The organism is Novosphingobium sp. FG137, assembly GCF_057809735.1.
In genome coordinates, this window is record NZ_JBMDKN010000002.1 from 743,931 (window position 1) to 763,840 (window position 19,910).

The 19,910-nt window shown below is 66.1% G+C and carries 23 protein-coding genes; 10 read left to right on the forward strand and 13 right to left on the reverse strand.

The window, feature by feature from the left end:
* Positions 1 to 324 precede the first annotated feature (324 nt).
* The gene (locus tag ACODS2_RS09210) at positions 325 to 948 is read left to right on the forward strand and encodes an HNH endonuclease (RefSeq protein WP_488998537.1); all 624 of its coding nucleotides are present in this window, start codon (positions 325 to 327) and stop codon (positions 946 to 948) included.
* On the opposite strand, the gene ACODS2_RS09215 is transcribed toward ACODS2_RS09210, so the two are convergent.
* The 3 genes from ACODS2_RS09215 to ACODS2_RS09225 form a co-directional block, all read right to left on the reverse strand.
* Positions 921 to 2,174 (reverse strand): TCR/Tet family MFS transporter, encoded by a 1,254-nt coding sequence (locus tag ACODS2_RS09215; RefSeq protein WP_488998538.1) that lies wholly within the window; start codon positions 2,172 to 2,174, stop codon positions 921 to 923. The two genes, ACODS2_RS09210 and ACODS2_RS09215, sit on opposite strands and share 28 nt — an antisense overlap.
* A gap of 25 nt (positions 2,175 to 2,199) precedes the next feature.
* Positions 2,200 to 3,210 (reverse strand): NAD(P)H-dependent flavin oxidoreductase, encoded by a 1,011-nt coding sequence (locus ACODS2_RS09220; protein WP_488998539.1) that lies wholly within the window; start codon positions 3,208 to 3,210, stop codon positions 2,200 to 2,202.
* Between the two features lie 257 nt (positions 3,211 to 3,467).
* On the reverse strand, positions 3,468 to 4,736 hold the full coding sequence (locus ACODS2_RS09225; protein ID WP_421836665.1) for an aspartate kinase: 1,269 nt from the start codon (positions 4,734 to 4,736) through the stop codon (positions 3,468 to 3,470).
* Between the two features lie 79 nt (positions 4,737 to 4,815).
* Here ACODS2_RS09225 and ubiG point away from each other — a divergent pair, with 79 nt between their 5' ends.
* Positions 4,816 to 5,565 carry a bifunctional 2-polyprenyl-6-hydroxyphenol methylase/3-demethylubiquinol 3-O-methyltransferase UbiG gene (gene ubiG, locus ACODS2_RS09230; protein WP_488998540.1) on the forward strand — a complete coding sequence of 250 codons (750 nt, stop codon included), beginning with the start codon at positions 4,816 to 4,818 and terminating at the stop codon, positions 5,563 to 5,565.
* Positions 5,565 to 5,750 carry a hypothetical protein gene (locus tag ACODS2_RS09235; RefSeq protein ID WP_488998541.1) on the forward strand — a complete coding sequence of 62 codons (186 nt, stop codon included), beginning with the start codon at positions 5,565 to 5,567 and terminating at the stop codon, positions 5,748 to 5,750. The genes ubiG and ACODS2_RS09235 overlap by 1 nt, the downstream gene beginning before the upstream one ends.
* 113 nt (positions 5,751 to 5,863) lie before the next feature.
* On the opposite strand, the gene ACODS2_RS09240 is transcribed toward ACODS2_RS09235, so the two are convergent.
* From ACODS2_RS09240 to ACODS2_RS09250, 3 genes are all read right to left on the reverse strand, one after another.
* The gene (locus ACODS2_RS09240) at positions 5,864 to 6,271 is read right to left on the reverse strand and encodes an acyl-CoA thioesterase (RefSeq protein WP_488998542.1); all 408 of its coding nucleotides are present in this window, start codon (positions 6,269 to 6,271) and stop codon (positions 5,864 to 5,866) included.
* 65 nt (positions 6,272 to 6,336) lie between these two features.
* Positions 6,337 to 6,684 carry an arsenate reductase gene (locus tag ACODS2_RS09245; RefSeq protein ID WP_488998543.1) on the reverse strand — a complete coding sequence of 116 codons (348 nt, stop codon included), beginning with the start codon at positions 6,682 to 6,684 and terminating at the stop codon, positions 6,337 to 6,339.
* Positions 6,681 to 6,992, reverse strand: coding sequence for an antibiotic biosynthesis monooxygenase family protein (locus tag ACODS2_RS09250; RefSeq protein WP_488998612.1), 312 nt, complete (start codon positions 6,990 to 6,992; stop codon positions 6,681 to 6,683). Before ACODS2_RS09250 ends, ACODS2_RS09245 begins: the two co-directional genes overlap by 4 nt.
* Positions 6,993 to 7,137: 145 nt before the next feature.
* On the opposite strand from ACODS2_RS09250, the gene aroC reads away from it, so the two are divergent.
* Positions 7,138 to 8,223, forward strand: coding sequence for a chorismate synthase (gene aroC, locus ACODS2_RS09255; protein ID WP_488998544.1), 1,086 nt, complete (start codon positions 7,138 to 7,140; stop codon positions 8,221 to 8,223).
* An 86-nt stretch (positions 8,224 to 8,309) separates the two neighbouring features.
* Complete coding sequence (locus ACODS2_RS09260; protein WP_488998545.1) at positions 8,310 to 9,620, forward strand: dicarboxylate/amino acid:cation symporter; 1,311 nt, start codon at positions 8,310 to 8,312, stop codon at positions 9,618 to 9,620.
* Between the two features lie 3 nt (positions 9,621 to 9,623).
* On the opposite strand, the gene ACODS2_RS09265 is transcribed toward ACODS2_RS09260, so the two are convergent.
* Genes ACODS2_RS09265 through dapB form a run of 3 tightly spaced genes read right to left on the reverse strand, consistent with a single transcriptional unit; the run spans position 9,624 to position 11,487 of the window.
* Positions 9,624 to 10,055, reverse strand: a complete 432-nt coding sequence (locus tag ACODS2_RS09265) for a hypothetical protein (RefSeq protein ID WP_488998546.1) — start codon at positions 10,053 to 10,055, stop codon at positions 9,624 to 9,626.
* Entirely contained in the window at positions 10,052 to 10,762 is a 711-nt protein-coding gene (gene nth / locus ACODS2_RS09270; RefSeq protein WP_488998547.1) for an endonuclease III, read from the reverse strand. Before nth ends, ACODS2_RS09265 begins: the two co-directional genes overlap by 4 nt.
* Positions 10,759 to 11,487 carry a 4-hydroxy-tetrahydrodipicolinate reductase gene (gene dapB / locus ACODS2_RS09275; protein WP_488998548.1) on the reverse strand — a complete coding sequence of 243 codons (729 nt, stop codon included), beginning with the start codon at positions 11,485 to 11,487 and terminating at the stop codon, positions 10,759 to 10,761. Before dapB ends, nth begins: the two co-directional genes overlap by 4 nt.
* Positions 11,488 to 11,522: 35 nt before the next feature.
* Between dapB and ACODS2_RS09280 the strand changes: the two genes are divergently transcribed.
* Entirely contained in the window at positions 11,523 to 12,239 is a 717-nt protein-coding gene (locus ACODS2_RS09280) for an NAD-dependent deacylase (RefSeq protein WP_488998549.1), read from the forward strand.
* Here the strand turns inward: ACODS2_RS09280 and ACODS2_RS09285 are convergent.
* Together ACODS2_RS09285 and ACODS2_RS09290 are read right to left on the reverse strand one after the other, a co-directional pair.
* Positions 12,228 to 12,995: a HesA/MoeB/ThiF family protein gene (locus ACODS2_RS09285; RefSeq protein ID WP_488998550.1), complete on the reverse strand. Its 768-nt coding sequence runs from the start codon at positions 12,993 to 12,995 to the stop codon at positions 12,228 to 12,230. The genes ACODS2_RS09280 and ACODS2_RS09285 overlap by 12 nt on opposite strands.
* A 101-nt stretch (positions 12,996 to 13,096) precedes the next feature.
* Positions 13,097 to 13,873 (reverse strand): 3'(2'),5'-bisphosphate nucleotidase CysQ, encoded by a 777-nt coding sequence (locus ACODS2_RS09290; protein ID WP_298170756.1) that lies wholly within the window; start codon positions 13,871 to 13,873, stop codon positions 13,097 to 13,099.
* A gap of 231 nt (positions 13,874 to 14,104) precedes the next feature.
* On the opposite strand from ACODS2_RS09290, the gene sucC reads away from it, so the two are divergent.
* Both sucC and sucD read left to right on the forward strand, forming a co-directional pair.
* Positions 14,105 to 15,304, forward strand: a complete 1,200-nt coding sequence (sucC, locus tag ACODS2_RS09295; RefSeq protein WP_298170762.1) for an ADP-forming succinate--CoA ligase subunit beta — start codon at positions 14,105 to 14,107, stop codon at positions 15,302 to 15,304.
* A gap of 3 nt (positions 15,305 to 15,307) precedes the next feature.
* Positions 15,308 to 16,192, forward strand: coding sequence for a succinate--CoA ligase subunit alpha (gene sucD, locus ACODS2_RS09300; protein ID WP_421836650.1), 885 nt, complete (start codon positions 15,308 to 15,310; stop codon positions 16,190 to 16,192).
* A 90-nt stretch (positions 16,193 to 16,282) separates the two neighbouring features.
* On the opposite strand, the gene ACODS2_RS09305 is transcribed toward sucD, so the two are convergent.
* Positions 16,283 to 16,957 carry a TetR-like C-terminal domain-containing protein gene (locus ACODS2_RS09305; RefSeq protein WP_488998551.1) on the reverse strand — a complete coding sequence of 225 codons (675 nt, stop codon included), beginning with the start codon at positions 16,955 to 16,957 and terminating at the stop codon, positions 16,283 to 16,285.
* Between the two features lie 94 nt (positions 16,958 to 17,051).
* Here ACODS2_RS09305 and ACODS2_RS09310 point away from each other — a divergent pair, with 94 nt between their 5' ends.
* The gene (locus ACODS2_RS09310; RefSeq protein ID WP_488998552.1) at positions 17,052 to 17,987 is read left to right on the forward strand and encodes a metal-dependent hydrolase; all 936 of its coding nucleotides are present in this window, start codon (positions 17,052 to 17,054) and stop codon (positions 17,985 to 17,987) included.
* Positions 17,988 to 17,997: 10 nt separating this feature from the next.
* Complete coding sequence (locus ACODS2_RS09315; RefSeq protein ID WP_488998553.1) at positions 17,998 to 18,474, forward strand: styrene oxide isomerase; 477 nt, start codon at positions 17,998 to 18,000, stop codon at positions 18,472 to 18,474.
* 1 nt (position 18,475) lies between these two features.
* Here ACODS2_RS09315 and ACODS2_RS09320 read toward each other — a convergent pair whose 3' ends face one another.
* Entirely contained in the window at positions 18,476 to 19,897 is a 1,422-nt protein-coding gene (locus ACODS2_RS09320; RefSeq protein WP_488998554.1) for a helix-turn-helix domain-containing protein, read from the reverse strand.
* Between the last annotated feature and the right edge of the window lie 13 nt (positions 19,898 to 19,910).

Here is a 19,910-nt window from a genome sequence, read left to right on the forward strand (position 1 = left end):
GCCTGGGCTTTCCTTGGCAGCAAAGGTTAGCCAAGCCCCGTGTCAAGCACGGGGCGACGGGGAGTTTTCCGGGTAGGTGCCATGCGGATCACGCCCCTGTAATTGCTCGCTTTAGCGGGAATTGCCCCCATCCTGTCCACAGGCTTATGCACCTGTGGACAGGAATGCGCGCGTCCTCTTGACGCACGCGAGAGGGCTGTGGTCTTTTCTGCCCATGCGTCACGAAGCGGTCATCCGCATCCCTCACATCGCACCCCGAAGGCGCCTTGCTTCGCCTCCGGGTGAGGCTTCGGGCGCCAGGGAGCGAAAGGGCCGGTTGGGAGCATGCTTCACAGGGCGCTGATCGAGCGGGCGGCAGAAGCCAGGCCCCACGGCGGTGATACCGCGCTATTGGGCCATGATCGCCATCTTTCAAACTGCCCGGCGCTCGTGCTCAATGCGGACTACACCCCGCTCAGCTACTATCCCCTGAGCCTCTGGCCGTGGCAGACGGCGATCAAGGCGGTGTTCCTCGAACGGGTCGATATCGTCTCGACCTACGACCGCGAAGTCCACAGCGCCTCGCTCGACATGAAGATCCCTTCGGTCATCGCGCTCCGGCAATACGTGCGGCCGAGCGAGTTTCCCGCCTTCACGCGCTTCAACCTGTTTCTGCGCGACAAGTTCCAGTGCCAGTACTGCGGCTGCCCTGATCAGCTGACTTTCGACCATGTGGTGCCGCGCCGCCTTGGCGGGCGCACGACCTGGGAAAACGTCGTCGCCGCCTGCGCGCCGTGCAACATGCGCAAAGGCGGCCGCACCCCGGCACAGGCGGCGATGCGCCTGATCACCGAACCGATCCGGCCGACCTCATGGCACTTGCAGGAGCGCGGCCGCCTGTTCCCGCCCGGCCACCTCCACGATAGCTGGCGCGACTGGCTCTACTGGGACGTCGAACTGGAAGGCTGAGCGGTCTTCGTCAGAAGGCTCGCGCCTTTGAGAAACAGCAGCATCGCCACCACGGAAATGGCTGCGGCCAGCAGCATGGTAACGCCCGGCAGGTTGAGGATCGCAGCCGGGCCACTGAAGTGCGCCAGAGTCTGCGTGTAGAGCGGCGGGCCGATAATTGCCGCGATCGAATTGATCGACTGGGTCGCGCCCTGCAATTCACCCTGGCTTCGCGCATCAACCACCTTGCTGTTCATCGCCGCGATCGAGGGCTGGACCATGCCGGAGAGTGCACCAACGGCAATCGCGAGATAGACCACCCAGGTCGTGGTCGCGATCGTATAGAGCACCGCCGCCGCCGCCAGCGAGGCAACGCCCAGCATCACCGTCCGCCGCTCGCCCAGCTTCGGCATCACCAGCCTGAGCCCGAAACCCTGCACCAGCGCGCTGGTGATCCCCACCATCGCCAGCGCCAGCCCGACATCGCGCGTCGAAAAGCCATAGGCCGCAATCGCGAAGTAGGCCCAGGTCGAAGGGTAGACGATATAGGCCAGCTGCCACACGGCCAGCGCGCCGACAAACCACAGCACGGTCGTGCTCTGCTTGCGCAATGCGCGCAGCGAGGCAAGCGCATTGGCGCGGCGCCAGTCAAACGGGCGGCGGCTTTCGGGCGGAAGCGATTCCTTCAGAAACACGAGGCCGAACGCGAAGTTGGCCAGCGCCAGCACCGCCGCCGCCTCGAACGGCAGGCGCTGATCGATCGAGCCCAGCACCCCGCCGAGCGCCGGGCCGACCACGAAGCCGATCCCGAAGGCCATGCCCATCAGGCCAAAGCTCGCCGCGCGCTTTTCGGGCGGGGTGACATCGGCGACATAGGCATAGGCGGCGGAGAAGCTCGCGCCCGTCGCCCCAGCGACGAGGCGCCCGATGATCAGCCACCAGAAGGCCGGGGCCATGGCCTGCAGCAGGTAGTCCAGCCCCATCGCCAGAATCGCGGCGAGCAGCACCGGCCGCCGCCCGAACCGGTCAGACAGGTTCCCGATCACCGGCGCGAACACGAATTGCATCACGGCATAGCCCGCACCGAGCCAGCCGGCATATTCTGCCGCCACGGAAATCGGCACATGCGCGAGGGACATGATCAGCCCGGGCAGCACCGGCAGCGCAATGCCGAAGCCCAGCATGTCGATCAGCACAATGGCGAAGACGAAGCCGATGGAGGCGCGGTTCGCGGAAGGGGGCGGCACAGCGTTCACCTTCTTCGATCTGCGCTCAACCGCGCGTCAGCGCCGCCTCGCACTCCGTCATCAGTTCGGCCATGATCGCGGCGACCGGCTCTTCCTTAGTCACCATGCCGACAGACTGCCCGGCCATGACCGAGCCGCGTTCGACATCGCCGTCGATTACCGCGCGGCGCAGGGCGCCCGCCCAGAAATGCTCGATCTCCAGCTGCGCCTGGCCCATGTCGACCACGCCTTCATCAAGTCGCCGCGCGACTTCGATCTGCTTGGCGTTGAATTCCTCGCTGCCCTTGTTGCGCAGCGCGCGCACCGGGATGACGGGGAGGCGCGGATCGATCTGCACGCTGGCCACCGCATCGCGCGCATTGGCGCGGAAGAAGGCCGCCTTGAACGCCGGATGCGCGATGGATTCGCTGGCGCAGGCAAAGCGGGTGCCAAGCTGCACCCCGCTCGCGCCCATTTCGAGGTAGCTGGCGATCATCTCGCCGCGGCCGATCCCGCCGGCCACGAACACCACATGTTCAGCCGCCAGCGCGGGCAGGAATTCCTGCGCCAGCACCGAGGTCGAGACCGGGCCGATATGCCCGCCGGCTTCGGAACCCTCGATCACCAGCGCATCGGCGCCCGAGCGGAACAGCTTCTTGGCGAGTGCCAAAGTAGGTGCGAACACAATGACCTTGGCGCCGAACGCCTTGATCGCCTCAACCGAACCCTTGGGCGGAATCCCGCCCGCGAGCACGACGTGGCCCACCTTGTGGCGGCTGCACACCTCAATCAGATCGAACAGGCGCGGATGCATCGTGATGAGGTTCACGCCAAAGGGCTTGGCAGTAAGCGCCGCTGTCGCCGTGATCTCGGCATCGAGGAGTTCGGGGGTCATCGCCCCGCAGGCAATCACGCCGAAACCGCCGGCATTGCTGATCGCGGCCACGAGATTGCGCTCGGAAACCCAGCTCATCGCGCCGCACAGCACGGCATGCTCGGTACCAAGAAACTCTGCACCGCGCGCCATGAGGGCGTGGGTCTTGGGAAATGCGGTCATTCGGAACGTCTCGTCTAGCGCAGCCTGCAAACGAGCGCCTTTAGGGCTGCTTCGTGGCGGCAACAAGGCGGGAAGTTGGCAGCCTGATCGGCCGCCTCGATTTCAGTGCGCAAAGTTTGTCGTTTGCGCGATCGCCGTACAGCACGCAGAAAGGCGGCGTCAGGCATTTTCGAGAAAGCCGAGAGCCGGTCCACCAAGGCCCGGTCCCGGGTCGCACCCTGCCTTCCGGCTTCGCAACGGCGCCGGGAGGCGGGACTTTACGCCGCGTCGAGCTCGTAAGCGGTGTGCAGCACACGCACCGCGAGTTCCACTTCGTCCGCGTCGATCAGCACCGAAACCTTGATCTCGCTGGTCGAGATCGCCTGGATGTTGATGCCCCGGTCCGCCAGCGCCTTGAACATGGTCGAGGCGACGCCCGCGTGGCTGCGCATGCCGACGCCGACCACCGAGACCTTCGCGACCTTGCTGTCCGCGATCATGCGGTAGTAGCCGATCGCTTCCTTGCGCTCCTCGATCAGCGCCTGTGTGCGGGCGAGGTCCGCCTGCGGACAGGTGAAGGTCACGTCGGTCTCGCCCTTGTCCTTGGCGATGTTCTGGATGATCATGTCGACGTTGATGTTCGCCTCGGCGAGCGGGCCGAAGATCGCGGCCACCGCACCCGGACGGTCGGGCACGCGGGTCAGCGTCACCTTGGCCTCGTTCTTGTCGGCAGCGATGCCGGTGATCAGCTGGCGTTCCATGTCGGTTCCCTCCGTAATCTTGGCCAATTCTTCGTCGCTGACGATCATCGTGCCGGGAATGCTGTCGGCTGGCGGCGCGCTTTCATCGATGAACGAGGAGAGCACCTGCACGCGCACGCCTTCCTTCATCGCAAGGCTGACCGAGCGCGTCTGCAGCACCTTCGAGCCGACCGAGGCGAGCTCGAGCATTTCCTCGTAAGTCACGTATTTCAGCTTGCGCGCCTTCGCCACGATGCGCGGATCGGTGGTGTAGACGCCGTCGACGTCGGTGTAGATGTCGCAGCGGTCCGCGTGCACCGCCGCCGCCACCGCGACCGCCGAGGTATCCGAGCCGCCCCGGCCAAGCGTGGTCACTCGGGCCTGGGGGTCGAGGCCCTGAAAGCCCGGGATCACCGCAATCTCACCCGCCGCCATGGAGGCGAGCAGTGCGCCCGATTCGATATCCTCGATCCGCGCGGCAGCATGGGCATCGTCGGTGCGCACCGGCAGCTGCCAGCCAAGCCACGAGCGCGCCTTGCAGCCCAGCGCCTGAAGATGGAGCGCGAGGAGGCCTGCAGTGACCTGCTCCCCCGCCGCGACAACCACGTCGTATTCGGCGCGGTCATAGAGGGCATTGGCCTCGCGGCAGAACGTCACCAGTCGGTCGGTCTCGCCCGCCATGGCCGAGACGACGACGGCAACTTCGTGCCCCGCTTCCTGCTGGCGCTTGACGATGCCGGCCACGCGGCGGATGCGCTCGGTCCCGGCCATCGAAGTGCCGCCGAATTTCATCACGATCCGGGCCACGCTCTATCCCCCGCAGCAACAAAAAAGGTTTCCCCCGCGGCCCCTCGACCGCGCGGACGCGGCGCTTTAGAGTCGCAGCATGAGCAATGCAACCACCGCAGCAACCATCAGGCCCGAGGAAGCCGCCCATTTCGGCAAGCTGGCGGCCGAATGGTGGGATCCCAAGGGCAGCTCGGCCATGCTGCACAAGCTCAACCCGGTGCGGCTCGCCTTCCTGCGCGAAGCGATTGATTCGCACTTCGCCGCCGATCCGAAGGGCCTGCGCCCGCTGGCGGGGCGCCGCGCGCTCGATGTCGGCTGCGGCGCCGGGCTGCTGGCAGAACCGCTGGCGCGGATGGGCGCAAGCGTCACGGCAGTTGACGCGGCGGAAGAAAACATCGCCGCCGCCCGCGCCCATGCAGAGGGCAGCGGCCTTGCCATCGACTATCGCCACGGCGAACTGGCGGAGTTCGGGCTCACCGGCTTCGATCTTGTCACCTCGATGGAGGTGATCGAGCATGTGGCAGACAAAGCCGCCTTCATCGCGGGCCTCGTGGCGACGGTCGCAGAAGACGGCCTGCTGGTCATCTCCACCCCCAACCGCACCGCCGCCTCGCGCCTGTTGCTGGTCGGTGCGGCGGAAACGGTCGGCATGGTGCCCAAGGGCACGCACCACTGGGAGGATTTCATCACGCCGCTGGAGCTCAGCGATCTGCTCGCCGAAGCGGGATTTGCGATGGGCAACCCCAAGGGCATTTCGTGGAGCCCGCTGAAAGGCCTCCACCTCTCGGACGACCTTTCGCTCAACTACATTGTCACCGCGCGCAGAACGGAAGAGGTGCAAGCCTGATGGCGACCGGAAAAGTCTTCGAACGCCACAAGCAGGCCTGGACCACCGATGAGGTGCAGAAGCTGCACATGCTCGCCAAGAAGGGCATGGCGCTGAAGGGCCTCGCCAAGGCGCTGACCCGCAGCGAGGAATCGATCAAGATTCGCGCCAAGGAGGACGGACTGGAAATCGCGAAGCTGCGCTAAGGGGTGGTGCACAGACCCTCACCCCGCTCATCCTGAGCCTGTCGAAGGATGTTGCCGCAACCGCCGCGCTTGCATGCTTCGGCAAGCTCAGCATGAGCGGGGTGGGGTGCGAATTACCCCGCCGAAGTGGGCAGAAACTTCTCGACCAGTTCACGCGCCAGCCGCGCCGGACGCAAGGTGGCGGCATCGAGGCAGCACCAGCTTGATTTCACTTCGGCCAGCACATCCTCGCCGCGTTTGATGATCGTTTCGTAGAACGCGCGCGCACCCTGCACCCGCTCCAGAATCACATGCGCGATCACCGGATCGTTGAGGAACGTCGGCCGCCGGTACGTGATGTTGTGATTGGTCGCGACCCACACGTGGTCGGCAATCGCCTGCGCCGGGGCAAACGCGCGCCAGTGGCCGACGACGGCATCCTGAACCCATTTGAGGTAGGACGCGTTGTTGACGTGCCCCATGAAATCGATGTCCGAAGGATCGACGGTGATCGCAAAGGCGAAAGGTGCAGCAGTATTCACATCGATGTAGATAACACGGGGGAGCCCAGCTGAACAGGGCAACCCGCGTGTCTTTTCATGTCAATTCAGCCCAGAATGGAGCTCCACTCCGCTTCCTTGAATCCCACCAGCAGCCCGCCAGGATGCTCCACAATGGGCCGCTTGATCACCGAGGTATTGGCCGCCAGCACGTCCGGCGCACCCTCGCCGCCCAGCGCGGCCTGATCTTCGGACGAAAGCTTGCGGAAGGTCGTCCCCGCACGGTTCACCACTTTGTCGCGCCCCGCCGTAGCGATCCAGCCAGCGATCTTCGCAGAGTCCGCGCCCTGCTTCTTGTAGTCGTGAAAGGTGTAGGCGATCCCTTTTGCGTCCAGCCAGGTGCGCGCCTTCTTCACGGTGTCGCAATTGGGGATGCCGTAGAGCGTGATCGTCATGCCTTGGTCCTCGAAAAGCGGTGCACCCGGTTGGGCGTCCCCGCGAACAGCGTGTAGTCCTCGTAGTAGGTCTCGCGGCCCTTGGCCTGCATTTCGGCATGGCTTGCCACCCGCCGCCACGCCAGCGCCGCTTCCTCGTCCACCCATTCGCTGATCGCCACGACTTCGCCATCGTCGGCGGTGTAGCTCTTGAACGAGAGGTACCCCGGCTGCGCTGCGGCGAGCACTTCCATCGCATCGGCATCGGCGGCATAGGCAGCGGCATCAATGTCGGCGCGCTTGCGGTTGCGGAAGACGACGAGGAACATGGCGAAGCTCGGGTTTGGCCCTTCGACAAGCTCAGGGCGAGCGGGGTAGGGTTTGGCGCGAAATAACCGCTCGTGCTGAGCTTGTCGAAGCACCATTCACGCGCAAACGTGACATTTGCGGAAAATTGAGCAAAGGCGCTGCGCCATGAGCTTCAACACTTTCGGCCACATGTTCCGCTTCACCACCTGGGGGGAAAGCCACGGACCTGCCCTCGGCGCGGTCGTCGATGGGTGCCCGCCGGGCCTCGCCATCAGCGAAGCGCAGATCCAGCCCTTCCTCGATGCACGCCGCCCCGGACAATCGCGCTTCACCACGCAGCGGCAGGAGCCGGATCAGGTCCGCATCCTTTCGGGCGTGTTCGAAGGGCGCACCACCGGCACCCCGATCAGCCTGATGATCGAGAACGTGGACCAGCGCTCGAAGGACTACGGCGATGTCGCCAAGGCCTATCGCCCCGGCCATGCCGACTATGCCTATGACGCCAAGTACGGATTCCGTGACTATCGCGGCGGCGGACGCTCCAGCGCGCGCGAGACTGCGGCGCGCGTGGCAGCGGGTGCAGTGGCGCGCCTCGTCATTCCGGAAGTGACAGTGCTCGGCTGGGTCAGCGCCATCGGCGGCGATGCCATCGATCCGGCCAACTTCGATGCGGCAGAGATCACGCGCAACCCGTTCTTCTGCCCTGATGCCAAGGCCGCCGCACGCTGGGAAGCCCTGGTGGACAATGCCCGCAAGGCCGGTTCCTCGCTCGGCGCCGTCGTCGAATGCACCGCCACGGGCGTCCCCGCAGGCTGGGGCGCGCCGCTCTATGCCAAGCTTGATGCCGAGCTGGCTCACGCGATGATGGGCATCAATGCGGTCAAGGGTGTCGAGATCGGCGATGGTTTCGCCGCCGCGGCCAACACCGGTGAAGGCAATGCCGATCCGATGCGGCCACCAAAAACCGGATCGGGAGAAGAAGCGCCCGAATTCCTCGCCAATCACGCGGGCGGCATCGCGGGCGGCATCTCCACCGGTCAGCCGGTCCACGTGCGCGTCGCCTTCAAGCCCACCTCCTCGATCCTCACGCCCGTTCCCACGATCACACGGGAAGGCGAGGCGACCGAGCTCTTCACCAAGGGCCGGCACGACCCCTGCGTCGGCATTCGCGGCGTGCCGGTAGTCGAGGCGATGATGACGTTGGTGCTGGCCGATCAGAAGCTGATGCACCGGGCGCAGTGCGGGGGCTGACCGGCCAACGCCTTGCCTAATGCCACGACCCCGCTAGTCTCGCACGCCAAAGCAAACGGCAAATAAGCACACGGGGAGCCGAAAACTTGGGCACGCGCCTGACCCTCTACATCCTGATCGCCCTCTTCGCCGGTATCGGCGTGGGCTACGCGCTCAACGTTTCCTATCCGGCGGGCGACAAGCACCTCGCGGAGATCGCCGATCTCCTCAAGCTGCTGCCCGAGGTGTTCCTCCACCTCATCAAGATGATCATCGCGCCGCTGATCCTGGCAACGCTGGTGACGGGCATCGCCAGCATGGGCGATAGCGCCGCGCTGGGCCGGATCGGCGGGCGGGCGCTCGCCTGGTTCATCACGGCGAGCCTCATTTCGATCGGGCTCGGCCTGCTGCTCGTCAATCTGTTCCAGCCGGGCGCCGGGCTCAATATCACCTCGTCGACGCCGGTCTCCGATCTCGCCACGGCAGATCTGACGTTGCGCCACTTCCTGCTTTCGGTGTTCCCGACCAGCGCGCTCGACGCGATGGCCAACAACAACGTGCTGCAGATCCTCGTCTTCTCGATCTTCGCCGGACTCGGGCTTTCAGCGATGGGCGAGGAAGGCGCGCCGCTGGTGCGCGGCTGCGAGGCGCTTGCGACGCTGATGCTCACGATCACCGGTTATGTCATGCGCGCCGCGCCGCTCGGCGTGTTCGGCGCGATGGCCTCGGTGATCGCCACGCGCGGGCTCGGCATCATCGTGACCTACGGTGCTTTCGTCGCCGAGTTCTACTTCGGGCTGCTGATCCTGTGGACCCTGCTGCTGGGCATGGGCGGGATCTTCCTCGGCAAACGCGTGCTGCTGCTCGCGCGCTATATCCGCGAGCCGATCCTGCTCGCCTTCTCCACCGCCAGTTCGGAAAGCGCACTGCCCAAGCTGTTCGAGCAGCTCGACCGCTTCGGCGTGCCGCGCCGCATTTCGGGGTTCATGCTGCCGCTGGGCTACAGCTTCAATCTCGATGGCTCGATGATGTACACGAGCTTCGCCACGCTGTTCATCGCGCAGGCCTACAACATCCCGCTCTCTGCCGGGCAACAGGTGGCCATGCTGCTCACGCTTATGGTCACCTCCAAGGGCATCGCCAGCGTTCCGCGCGCGAGCCTTGTCGTGATCGCGGCGACACTCACCCAGTTCGGCCTGCCGGTGGAAGGCGTCGCGCTGCTGCTCGGCGTCGATACCTTCCTCGACATGGGCCGCACTGCCACCAACGTTGTCGGCAATGCCGTGGCGACCTCGGTGATCACCAAGTGGGAGGGCATGCTGCAAGTGCCGCTGGATCCCGATGCGCCCGAGCCGGTGCCCCCGTACGACACGCCGGAACACGGCCGCCGGGGGCTGCACCTCGATCCGGAGGCGTGAAGCCTACTTCTTCGTGTCTTTCGCCAGCTTCACCGGCTGGAACATCCCCAGCCCGCAGGAGCCCAGCGGACCGGTCGGGCCACCGCCGTTGCGGAAGACGGTGATGATATCGACGTTGCACAGTTGCGAGAGCGAGGTCGAATAGGAGAACGCCCGCTCGAAGCCCAGATTGCTGCACCGGTAGGGCAGACTGCTGCGATACCAGGTATCGCCGCCGGTGCGGAAATCGATGGTCCAGTCGTCGCGCACCCGGCTTTCCCGGATCGCGGTAATCGGGATGCAGCTGACGGCCTTGCCGGTTGGCGTCGCGGCAGGGACGTCGGCGGCGTGGCCGTTGGCGGCCCACTTCGCCCCGGCGCCGGGCGCACAGGCACTTAGCGACAGGGCAGCTGTCGTGGTCAGGGTCAGCAAGGCGGCGGTCCTCAAAGCACTCACGGCTTTTTCTCCTTGGCTTTCTTGCGCGCTCCGCCCCCCCGAGTCGCTGGCGTAGTCGCAGGTTTCACCCCCTTCTCGAGAATCTTCTCCTTGAAGCCGCAAAGGTCAACCACTTCGCAGCGCCAGCATTCGGGGCTGCGCGCCTTGCAGACATAGCGCCCGTGCAGGATCAGCCAGTGATGCGCCCCCACGCGGAACGGCTGCGGCACCTTTTTCTCGAGCTGCTTCTCCACCGCCAGCGGCGTCTTGCCCTTGGCAAGGCCAGTGCGATTGCCGACCCGGAAGATATGCGTATCGACCGCGAAGGTCTCCGCCCCGAAGGCGCAGTTGAGCACGACATTGGCGGTCTTGCGCCCCACGCCCGGCAGCAGGGTCAGCGCGTCGCGGTCGTTCGGCACTTCGCCGCCATGCTCGCGCACGAGGATCTCGGCCATGGCGATCACGTTCTTCGCCTTGCTGTTGAACAGGCCGATGGTCTTGATGTGCGCCTTCAGGCCCTCTTCGCCCAGCTCCAGCATCTGCGCCGGGGTCTTCACCTTGGCAAACAGCGCGCGCGTCGCCTTGTTGACGCCGACATCGGTCGCCTGCGCCGAAAGCGTCACGGCGACGAGCAGCTGGTAGACATTGCCGTATTCGAGCTCGGTTTCGGGCGCGGGATTGGTTTCGGCCAGCCGCCGGAAGAACTCGAAGACATGGTCCTTCTTCAAAGCCCAAGCACCTCCTGCATCGCATAGCGCCCCGGCTCCTTGCCAAGCAGCCACTGCGCCGCACGCACCGCGCCGCGCGCGAAGATCGCGCGGTTCTCGGCGAGGTGCGAGAGCGCGATGCGTTCGTTGTCGGCAAGGAAATGTACGGTGTGATCGCCCGCCACAGTGCCGCCGCGCAGCGCTGCAAACCCGATCGTGCCTTCCTTACGTGCGCCGGTCACCCCGTCACGCCCGGACACCGCTTCCTCCTGCAGCCGCACGCCGCGCCCGGCCGCCGCCGCCTCGCCCAGCAGCAGCGCCGTGCCCGAAGGCGCATCGACTTTCATGCGGTGGTGCGTCTCGACGATCTCGATATCCCAGTCCTCGCCCAGCCGCATCGCCGCCTCGCGCACCAGATGCGCCAGCAGGGTCACGCCGAGCGAGGTGTTGCCGGTCTGCAGCACGGGCACGGAGACCGCCGCTGCATCGACCAGCCAGTGGTGCCGCTCGGCGAGCCCGGTCGTGCCGACCACGATCGGGATCCCGGCATGGATCGCCGCATCGAGGTTGAACTCCAGCGCCGCCGGTGCCGAGAAATCGACCAGCACGTCGGAGGCCTGTGCCAGTGCGACGGGATCACCGCCCTGATCGATGCCGCCCGAGACTTCGTGCCCTGCGACAACGATCGCCTCGGACAGTGCTTTCCCCATGCGACCTGCGCTGCCGATAATGCCCACTCTAGCCATTGCTCACCTCGTGTCTGGCGTGCTTCATGGCCGCGATGCAGACCATTCGCAACATCGTCATCCTGACAGGCGCGGGCGTCTCCGCCGAAAGCGGAATCGATACGTTCCGCTCAGCCGGAGGCCTTTGGGAACAGCACCGCGTCGAGGACGTCGCTACGCCCGAAGGCTTTGCGCGCGATCCCGATCTCGTGCTGCGCTTCTACGACATGCGCCGCGAAGCCATCCAGACCAAGCAGCCCAACCCCGCCCACCACGCCTTGGGCCGGCTGGAGCGCGAATGGCCGAAGAAAGTGCCCGGCGGCAGCGTCACGCTCGTCACCCAGAACGTCGATGATCTGCACGAGCGCGGCGGCTCGCTCTCGGTCATCCACATGCACGGTGAGCACCTCACCGTGTGGTGCACCGCCTGCGATACGCGCGTGCCGTGGACCGGCCCGCTGATCCACCGCCCGCCCTGCCCTGCCTGCAGTGTCACCGCGCTGCGCCCGGACGTCGTGTGGTTCGGCGAAGTGCCCTATCGCATGGACGAGATCTTCGGCGCGCTTTCCGAAGCCGATCTGTTCGTCTCGATCGGCACCTCGGGCGCGGTCTATCCTGCCGCCGGCTTCGTGCGGACTGCGCGCGAGCTTGGCGCCGCCACGCTCGAACTCAATCTCGAACGCTCAGCCGGATCCTCGTGGTTTGAAGAGACCCGCCTCGGCCCCGCCAGCGAGATCGTGCCCGCCTGGGTCGAGGAACTGCTAGGCGGCTGACCCGCAGGCCCCGCACTCCGGGTCCTTGGCAATCCGCATCGTGCGCAGCGTGGGCTTCAGCCCGTCGAGCACATGGACCTGCCCCCACTGCGGATCGCCCAGCGTCGCAACGCCCTCCAGCAGCACCCGCAAGGCCGCCATCGCGCCAAACGCGCCCACCATGCCGACCATCGCCCCCAGCACCCCGGTATCGGCGCAAGTGTCGCAGTCCTCCGCATCGAATGCATCGCCGACAAAGCAGCGATAGCAGGCATGGCCCGCGCGGTGTCCCGCAAAATTCGCCACTTGGCCCTGGAACCGGCCCAGGGCCGCACTCGTCAGCGGCACACCCGCGGCGACACAGGCATCCGAAACCGCCAGCCGCGTCGCGAAGTTGTCGCAGCCATCGAGCACCACGTCGGCACCCGCGATCAGCTCGGCCGCATTGCCCCGCGTCAGCCGCGTGACATGCGCCGTGCCCGCAAGCGCCGGGTCAAAGGCCTGGAGCCACTCCGCCGCCGCCTCGGCCTTGGGCCGGCCAATGTCACCGGTCGCAAAGATCGTTTGCCGCTGGAGGTTCGAGGCATCGACCACATCGTCGTCGATCAGGGTCAGCCGCCCGATCCCCGCCCCCGCCAGATACTGCAAGGCGGGGCTGCCAATGCCGCCGAGCCCGACCAGCACGACATGGCTCCGCACGAGCTTCGCCTGCCCCGCGCCGCCAACTTCGGGAAGGACAATGTGGCGGGCGAAGCGGTCGAGGCGGTCAGGAGTCATGGGAGGGGAGTTAGGGAGAAAGATGAGAAAATGCGAGGGCCATGGATGCGGCCGCCCGATCAGAGCCAGAACCTCACGATGGTGGCGGTAGAGATAGGGTCCTATGCCATGCGGCTTGCGCGTTCGGCGAGGCGGTCCACCGCCGCCGCGTGGATCGCAGGCGCAGCGGCGAGGAGGCCGAAGGCGCGTGGGTCGCGCTTGTTGTAGGCGAGCGGGGCGCCGAATGCGTCGCTGACAGCAGCGCCGGCTTCGCGGGCGATGAGGGCGGCGGCGCCGATATCCCATTCGTAGCCCCAGCGCAGCGTGGCGAGGAGATCGGCCTCATCGGCGGCGACCATCGCGATGCGCAGCGCGATCGAATTGGGCTTGTCGACGAGGATGAGGTCGTGGTCCGCGCGGGGAAGCGCATCGGCGGGGACGCGCGCACCGGCAAGCGACTGGCGATTGCTGGCGGTCAGGGGCGCTTCGTTGCGGGTTGCGCCCTGCCCGGCGATGGCCTGCCAGTATTCGCCGCGCGCGGGGGCATCGAGTGCGCCGATCAGGGGGCGCCCTTCGGAAATGAGCGCGACCGATACAGCCCAGCCGGGCCGTCCGCGTACGAAGTCGCGCGTACCGTCGATGGGATCGACCAGCCAGCACAGCCCTTTGTCGAGCCGGGACGGATCGTCGACGGTTTCCTCGGAGAGCCAGCCGGCGGAGGGGAGCAGCGCCCCGAGTTCCTGCTTGAGATAGCCATCAACGGCGAGATCGGCGGCGGAGACGGGGTTGTTCGGAGACTTGTCCCACACATCGAGCGCGTGGCCGTGGCCGGGCCAGCTGGCAAGCGCCAGGCGTCCGGCTTCGGCCATGATGTGGCGGAAGCGGTCGAAGTCGATCATTGGCTTTCGGGATGCGGGTTTGGCGGCGCGAGCGCAAGGGGGCGCTGCGGGCGCGGACCCGGCTGTGCATTCGTATTCGGCGAAGGCGAGGCCGCGCAGGCGGAGAATGCATCCGTGCAGGCGCAATTGGGGTGTGCGAACCCTTTTCAAGCCCTTAGTCGTGTGCTTAAGGCAGCGCGACCTGCCGGGTTCAAACCGCTAGCTCTCATTCTCTCTTTGCGGGGATCACGCATGAACGTTCATGAATATCAGGCCAAGGAATTGCTGAGCCGCTTCGGCGTCGGCATTCCGGCGGGCATTGCTGCCCTGACCGTGGAAGAAGCGGTTGCCGCCGCGAAGCAGCTGCCCGGGCCGCTCTATGTGGTGAAGGCGCAAATCCACGCGGGCGGGCGCGGCAAGGGCAAGTTCAAGGAACTCGGCCCCGATGCCAAGGGCGGCGTACGGCTGGCCAAGTCGGTCGAGGAAGTCGAAGCGTTCGCCAGGGAAATGCTCGGCAATACGCTGGTGACGGTGCAAACCGGCGCGGCAGGCAAGCAGGTGAACCGCCTTTACGTGACCGACGGCGTTGATATCGCCAAGGAATACTACCTCTCGATGGTGGTGGACCGGGGCACCGGCCGCGTTGCCATGATCGTCTCGACCGAAGGCGGCATGGATATCGAAGAGGTTGCGCACAGCACCCCTGAGAAGATCGCCACGATCACGATCGATCCGGCACAGGGCTTCATGCCGCACCACGGCCGTGCCGTGGGCTATGCACTGAAGCTGACGGGCGAGCTCAACAAGCAGGCCGCCACGATCGCCAAGCAGCTCTACACCGCGTTCATGGCGCTCGATTGCGACATGCTCGAAATTAACCCGCTGGTGGAAACGAACGACGGCAACCTGCTCGTCCTCGACACCAAGATGAGCTTCGATTCGAACGCGCTCTATCGCCACCCCGATGTCGTCGCGCTGCGTGACGAGACCGAGGAAGATCCGGCCGAGATCGAGGCCAGCAAGTACGACCTCGCCTACATCAAGCTCGACGGCAACATCGGCTGCATGGTCAACGGCGCGGGCCTCGCCATGGCGACGATGGACATCATCAAGCTCAACGGCGAATTCCCCGCGAACTTCCTCGACGTGGGCGGCGGCGCGACGACCGAGAAGGTGACGGCGGCGTTCAAGCTGATCCTTTCGGATCCGGCCGTGAAGGGCATTCTCGTCAACATCTTCGGCGGCATCATGAAGTGCGACATCATCGCCGACGGCATCGTGGCCGCGGCGAAGGAAGTGAACCTGCAGGTTCCGCTGGTCGTGCGCCTTGAAGGCACCAACGTGCAGCAGGGCAAGGACATCCTTGCCAATTCGGGTCTCCCCATTGTCCCCGCCAACGACCTTGGCGATGCCGCGCAGAAGATCGTGGCCGCAGTCCGGAAGGTTTCCTGAACCATGTCGATTCTCGTCAACAAGCACACCAAGGTCATCACGCAGGGCATGACCGGCAAGACCGGCGCGTTCCACACGCAGGCGGCGCTCGATTACGGCACGCAGATGGTCGCGGGCGTCACCCCGGGCAAGGGCGGCACCAGCCACATCGGCTTGCCGCAGTATGACACCGTGGCCGAAGCCAAGGCTGCGACCGGCGCGACCGCCAGCTGCATCTACGTTCCGCCTCCGGGCGCTGCGGATGCGATCCTTGAAGCGATCGACGCGCAGATGGAACTGATCGTGTGCATCACCGAGGGCATCCCGGTGCTCGACATGGTGCGCGTGAAGCGCGCGCTGCAGGGCTCGAAGTCGCGCCTGATCGGGCCGAACTGCCCCGGCGTGCTGACCCCGAACGAATGCAAGATCGGCATCATGCCGGGCTCGATCTTCAAGCAGGGCTCGGTCGGCGTCGTCTCGCGTTCGGGTACACTGACGTATGAAGCGGTGTTCCAGACCACCAACATCGGCCTGGGCCAGACGACCGCTGTCGGCATCGGCGGCGATCCGGTGAACGGCACCAACTTCATCGACGTGCTCGAGCTGTTCCTGGCCGATGACGAGACCAAGTCGATCATCATGATCGGCGAAATCGGCGGCGACGCCGAGGAAATGGCGGCGCAGTTCCTGATCGACGAGGCGAAGAAGGGCCGCAAGAAGCCGATGGCCGGCTTCATCGCAGGCCGCTCGGCGCCTCCGGGCCGCCGCATGGGCCATGCCGGCGCGATCGTTTCGGGCGGCAAGGGCGATGCGGAAAGCAAGATCGCCGCGATGGAAGAAGCCGGCATCCGCGTTTCGCCGTCGCCCTCGCTCTTGGGTGAGACGCTGGCGGAAGTGCTGAAGGGCTGAGCCTTTTCGCACTTTGGTTTAAGGAAGAGGCCGGGGGGAAACCTCCGGCTTTTTTCTTCTTCACTGCGCTCGCAATGACGAAGGGAGAGGTCAATTCGCGACGCTGATTTCGGCGTCGATGGCGGCCGCATCCGCACCCATGTTCGTGCAGATGAAGCGGATAGCGGACTGGTAACGAGGCAGCGCGTCGTCAGGATCGGCGTAGCCAGCGATTTCGAGGCTGACGAGGCCATGCATCTGGCCCCAGACGAGGAAGGCGAGGTCCTGCACTTCGGCAGGATCGGGCGCCTTGGCGCGGTGGTGGGCGAGGCACGTGCCGACGGCATCGACCAGCGCGGCGAAGGCGGGGTAGGCATCCTCTACCGGCACGGCGAGCGAGGCGAAGCGGCTGTGGCGGCCAGTGGGGGAGAAGCGTTTCTCGCCGCCGAACATCAGCCGGTAGAGCCCGGTATGATCGAGCGCGAAGCGGCGATAGGCGAGCATCTGGCGGACCATCCAGCGCAAGGGGGCATCGCGGTGCTCGGCTGAGAGGGCGTAAGCGTGGAGCCGCGCGAAGCCGACCGCGTAGAGCGCCTGCATCAGCCCCGGCTTGCCGCCATAGAGCGTGTAGATCGCCATGGTCGAGGAGCCGCAGGCGCGGGCGAGTTCGCGCAGGGCGATGCCGTCTGGTCCGTCACGGCGGATGAGTGCTTCGGCCTCAGCGAGCAGGCGCGCGGCGAGATCTTCGCGCGGGGGCTCCGTGGTGACAGTCCTCCGATTCGGCATCGTGTTTTGCATGGGCGCTTGCGCTTTGAAGTTCCAGTGGTATGTCGGGTTTATAACGATGTTATAGAGTCGATCCGGCGCAAGGGAGCGGGTGATGGGCGACAACGATGCGGGCGCGCGCGGGCGGGCTGGCGCGATTACACCGATCACGGTGCGGCATGGCGCCTTTGCCTTTGCCGAGGATACGCCGGCGCACTGGATCCCGCATGCGCCCGAATTTGCGCAGATGATCAACGGCGCCTCGTTCGTGATGCCGCATCTTGAGCCGTTTCTGGTGGCCACGCTGGGCGAGGCGGCGAAGCAGATCGAAAACCCTGCGGTGCGGCGCGAGGCGCGCGACTTCTGCATGCAGGAGACGCAGCACTACCGCACGCATCGGCGGTTCAACGATGTGATCCTGGCCCAAGGCTATGCCAGCCTCGCCAATGTTGAAGCGGAGATGGCGCAAGCTTACGCGCGACTGATGACGCGCCCGCTGGCGGTGCGGCTCGCCTACGCGGCGGGGTTCGAGGCGATGACGCTGGGGCTGACCGAATGGCTGGTGGGCAACCGGGTGAAGCTGTTTCGCGGCGCGGACCGCCAGGTCACCTCGTTCATCCTGTGGCACATGGTCGAGGAAACCGAGCACAAGCTGGTGGCGCACGATGTCTATGAGGCGGTCTCGCCGGGGTACTGGCGGCGGGCGTTCGGCGTGCTGCATGGGTCGCTCGACGTGATCCGCTGGAGCCGCCGGTGCTACCGCGCGCTGCTGCTGGCGGATGGACGCTGGCGGCGGCCCGGCTCGCGGCTCAAGGTGTGGTGGTGGGCGGCGCGGTTTCTGCTGGGCGCGGGCCCCGCGTTGCTGCGCTCGCTGGTGCCGGGCCATGATCCGCGCGGGATGAAGGATCATCCGTGGGTGCGCGAATGGATCGCGGCGCATGCGCGTGCCGGGGAACGGGCCGGGGATCGGGCCGGGGATCGGGCCGGGGATCGGGGCGCGCCGATGCCGCTGATCGACACGCAGAGCGCCGCGATGCCGGTGCCGTTCTGAAGGGGGATGGATGATGGAAGGTTCGGAACTGCGCGGCGTGCAGCGCATGCTGATCGTGCAGGGCGGCTATGTGATGCTGCTGGGGTTCGTCGCGGGGTTCGGCTTCGTGTTCTACCTCATCGGCAGCATCGAGCTCTGGCCGATCCCGGGCAAGATCGCAGTGCAACTGCCGGGCAGCGACAAGGCCTGGCGCATGAGCCACATGGAAGGCGTGCTCAACGGGCTGATGCTGTGGCTGGTGGCGGCGCTGCAACCGGCGATGGCCCTGCCCTTGGCCACGGCGCGGCGTATTGCGCGGATGCTGGTGCTGACAGCGTGGTGCTTCCCCATCGCCTCGCTGTTCGACGCGCTGTTCAAGGACAGTCGCGGCCTGAAATTCGCCGCACCTGTGACGAACCTGATCCCGTTTTTCCTGTTCTACGTGGGCATCATCGCGCTGGTCTGGGCGGTGGTCGAGATCGTGGTGCGGGTGCGGCGGCAGATCTGAATTACCCCTCCACGATCCGATAGGGCACCAGATCACGCTGGCTGGGATCGACCGCGATGGCCTTGTCGCTTGGGGGGAAGGCGCGCTGGTCGCAGGTATCGCGCGGGCAGATGCGGCAGGAGATACCGATTCGGGTGACGGCGTCCTCGTTGGTGAGATTGAGACCGTCGGCGTAGACGAATTCGTCGGAGAGGGCGGCTTCGCAGCCGAGGACCACGGCATAGCGGCGGGGCTGGCGGTAGTAGCTGCCGCTGGGTTTCACGAGGCCCTTGGCGATCGAGACGTAGCGGATGCCATCGGGCATCTCGGCAAGCTGGACGTGGATGCGGTCCGGGATGGCGACCGCTTCGTGGACGATCCACAGCGGGCAGGCGCCGCCGAAGCGGCCGAACTGGAGGCGGGTGGCGGAGTGGCGCTTGGTGATGTTGCCCGCCATGTCCACCCGCGCGAAGAACACCGGGATGCCGCGCGCCTGCGGGCGCTGGAGCGTGGAAAGGCGGTGGCAGCACTGCTCAAAGCTGACGTGGAAGAGCTGGCGCAGGCGGTCGATATCGTGGCGGAGTGTGCGCGCGGCGCTGCGGAATCGTTCGTAGGGCATGAGCAGCGCGCCCGCCGCGTAGTTGCCTAGCCCGACGGTGAGGAGGTGGCGCGCGGCTTCGGTCTGCAGCGGGGCCGAGGCGACGATCTCGGCGATCTGATCCGAGAGGGCCAGCGCGGCGACCTGATAGGCCAGCTGGAACCGGCTCGATTCGTTGGGCTGCGCGGAATCGAGCTGGAGGTGCCGCTTTGCCGCATCGAATCGGCGCAGTGCGGCGCCGCTCGCCCATTCGATGGTCACGCCTTCACGGCGCAGCCATTGCTGCATCGTGCGGATGCGCGGACTTGCCTCGTCACCGGCGATTTCGTGGGCCAGCGCTTCGGCATCGCGGTCGATGCGATCGACGTAGTTGTTGGCGAGGTGGAACCAGTCGCGCACTTCCTCCCACGGCAGGCGGCCGCCCGCGATCTCGGAGCCACCAAGGTCTGCTCCGATCGCTTCGTCGAGCATTTCGAGGCGCTGGCGGCCCTTGGAGAACAGGCCGTGGAGCGCGACGAAACTCTCCGCGAAGGCGGGGAACTGGCGCGCCAGCCGCTCGACCTGCTCTGCCGGGATCGTGCCGGACAGTTGCGGATCGGCCAAGGCGTCGCGTAGCGACTCCGCGAGGGCATCGGCATCGGGCGGCGCGAAATCGGCCCAATCGATCGGGAAGGCGGCGCGCAGACGCTCTGCCAGCGCGGGGGTGAGGTGGCGCTCATCGGTTTCGAGCTGTGAGAGATACGGCGCGCTGATGCCGAGCGCAGTGGCCATCTCTGCCTGACGCAACCCGCGCCGCTGGCGCAAGGTGCGCAGGGCCTGTCCTGCAAAGATGCGGCGGTTTGCCATGGGTCTGCTTTTC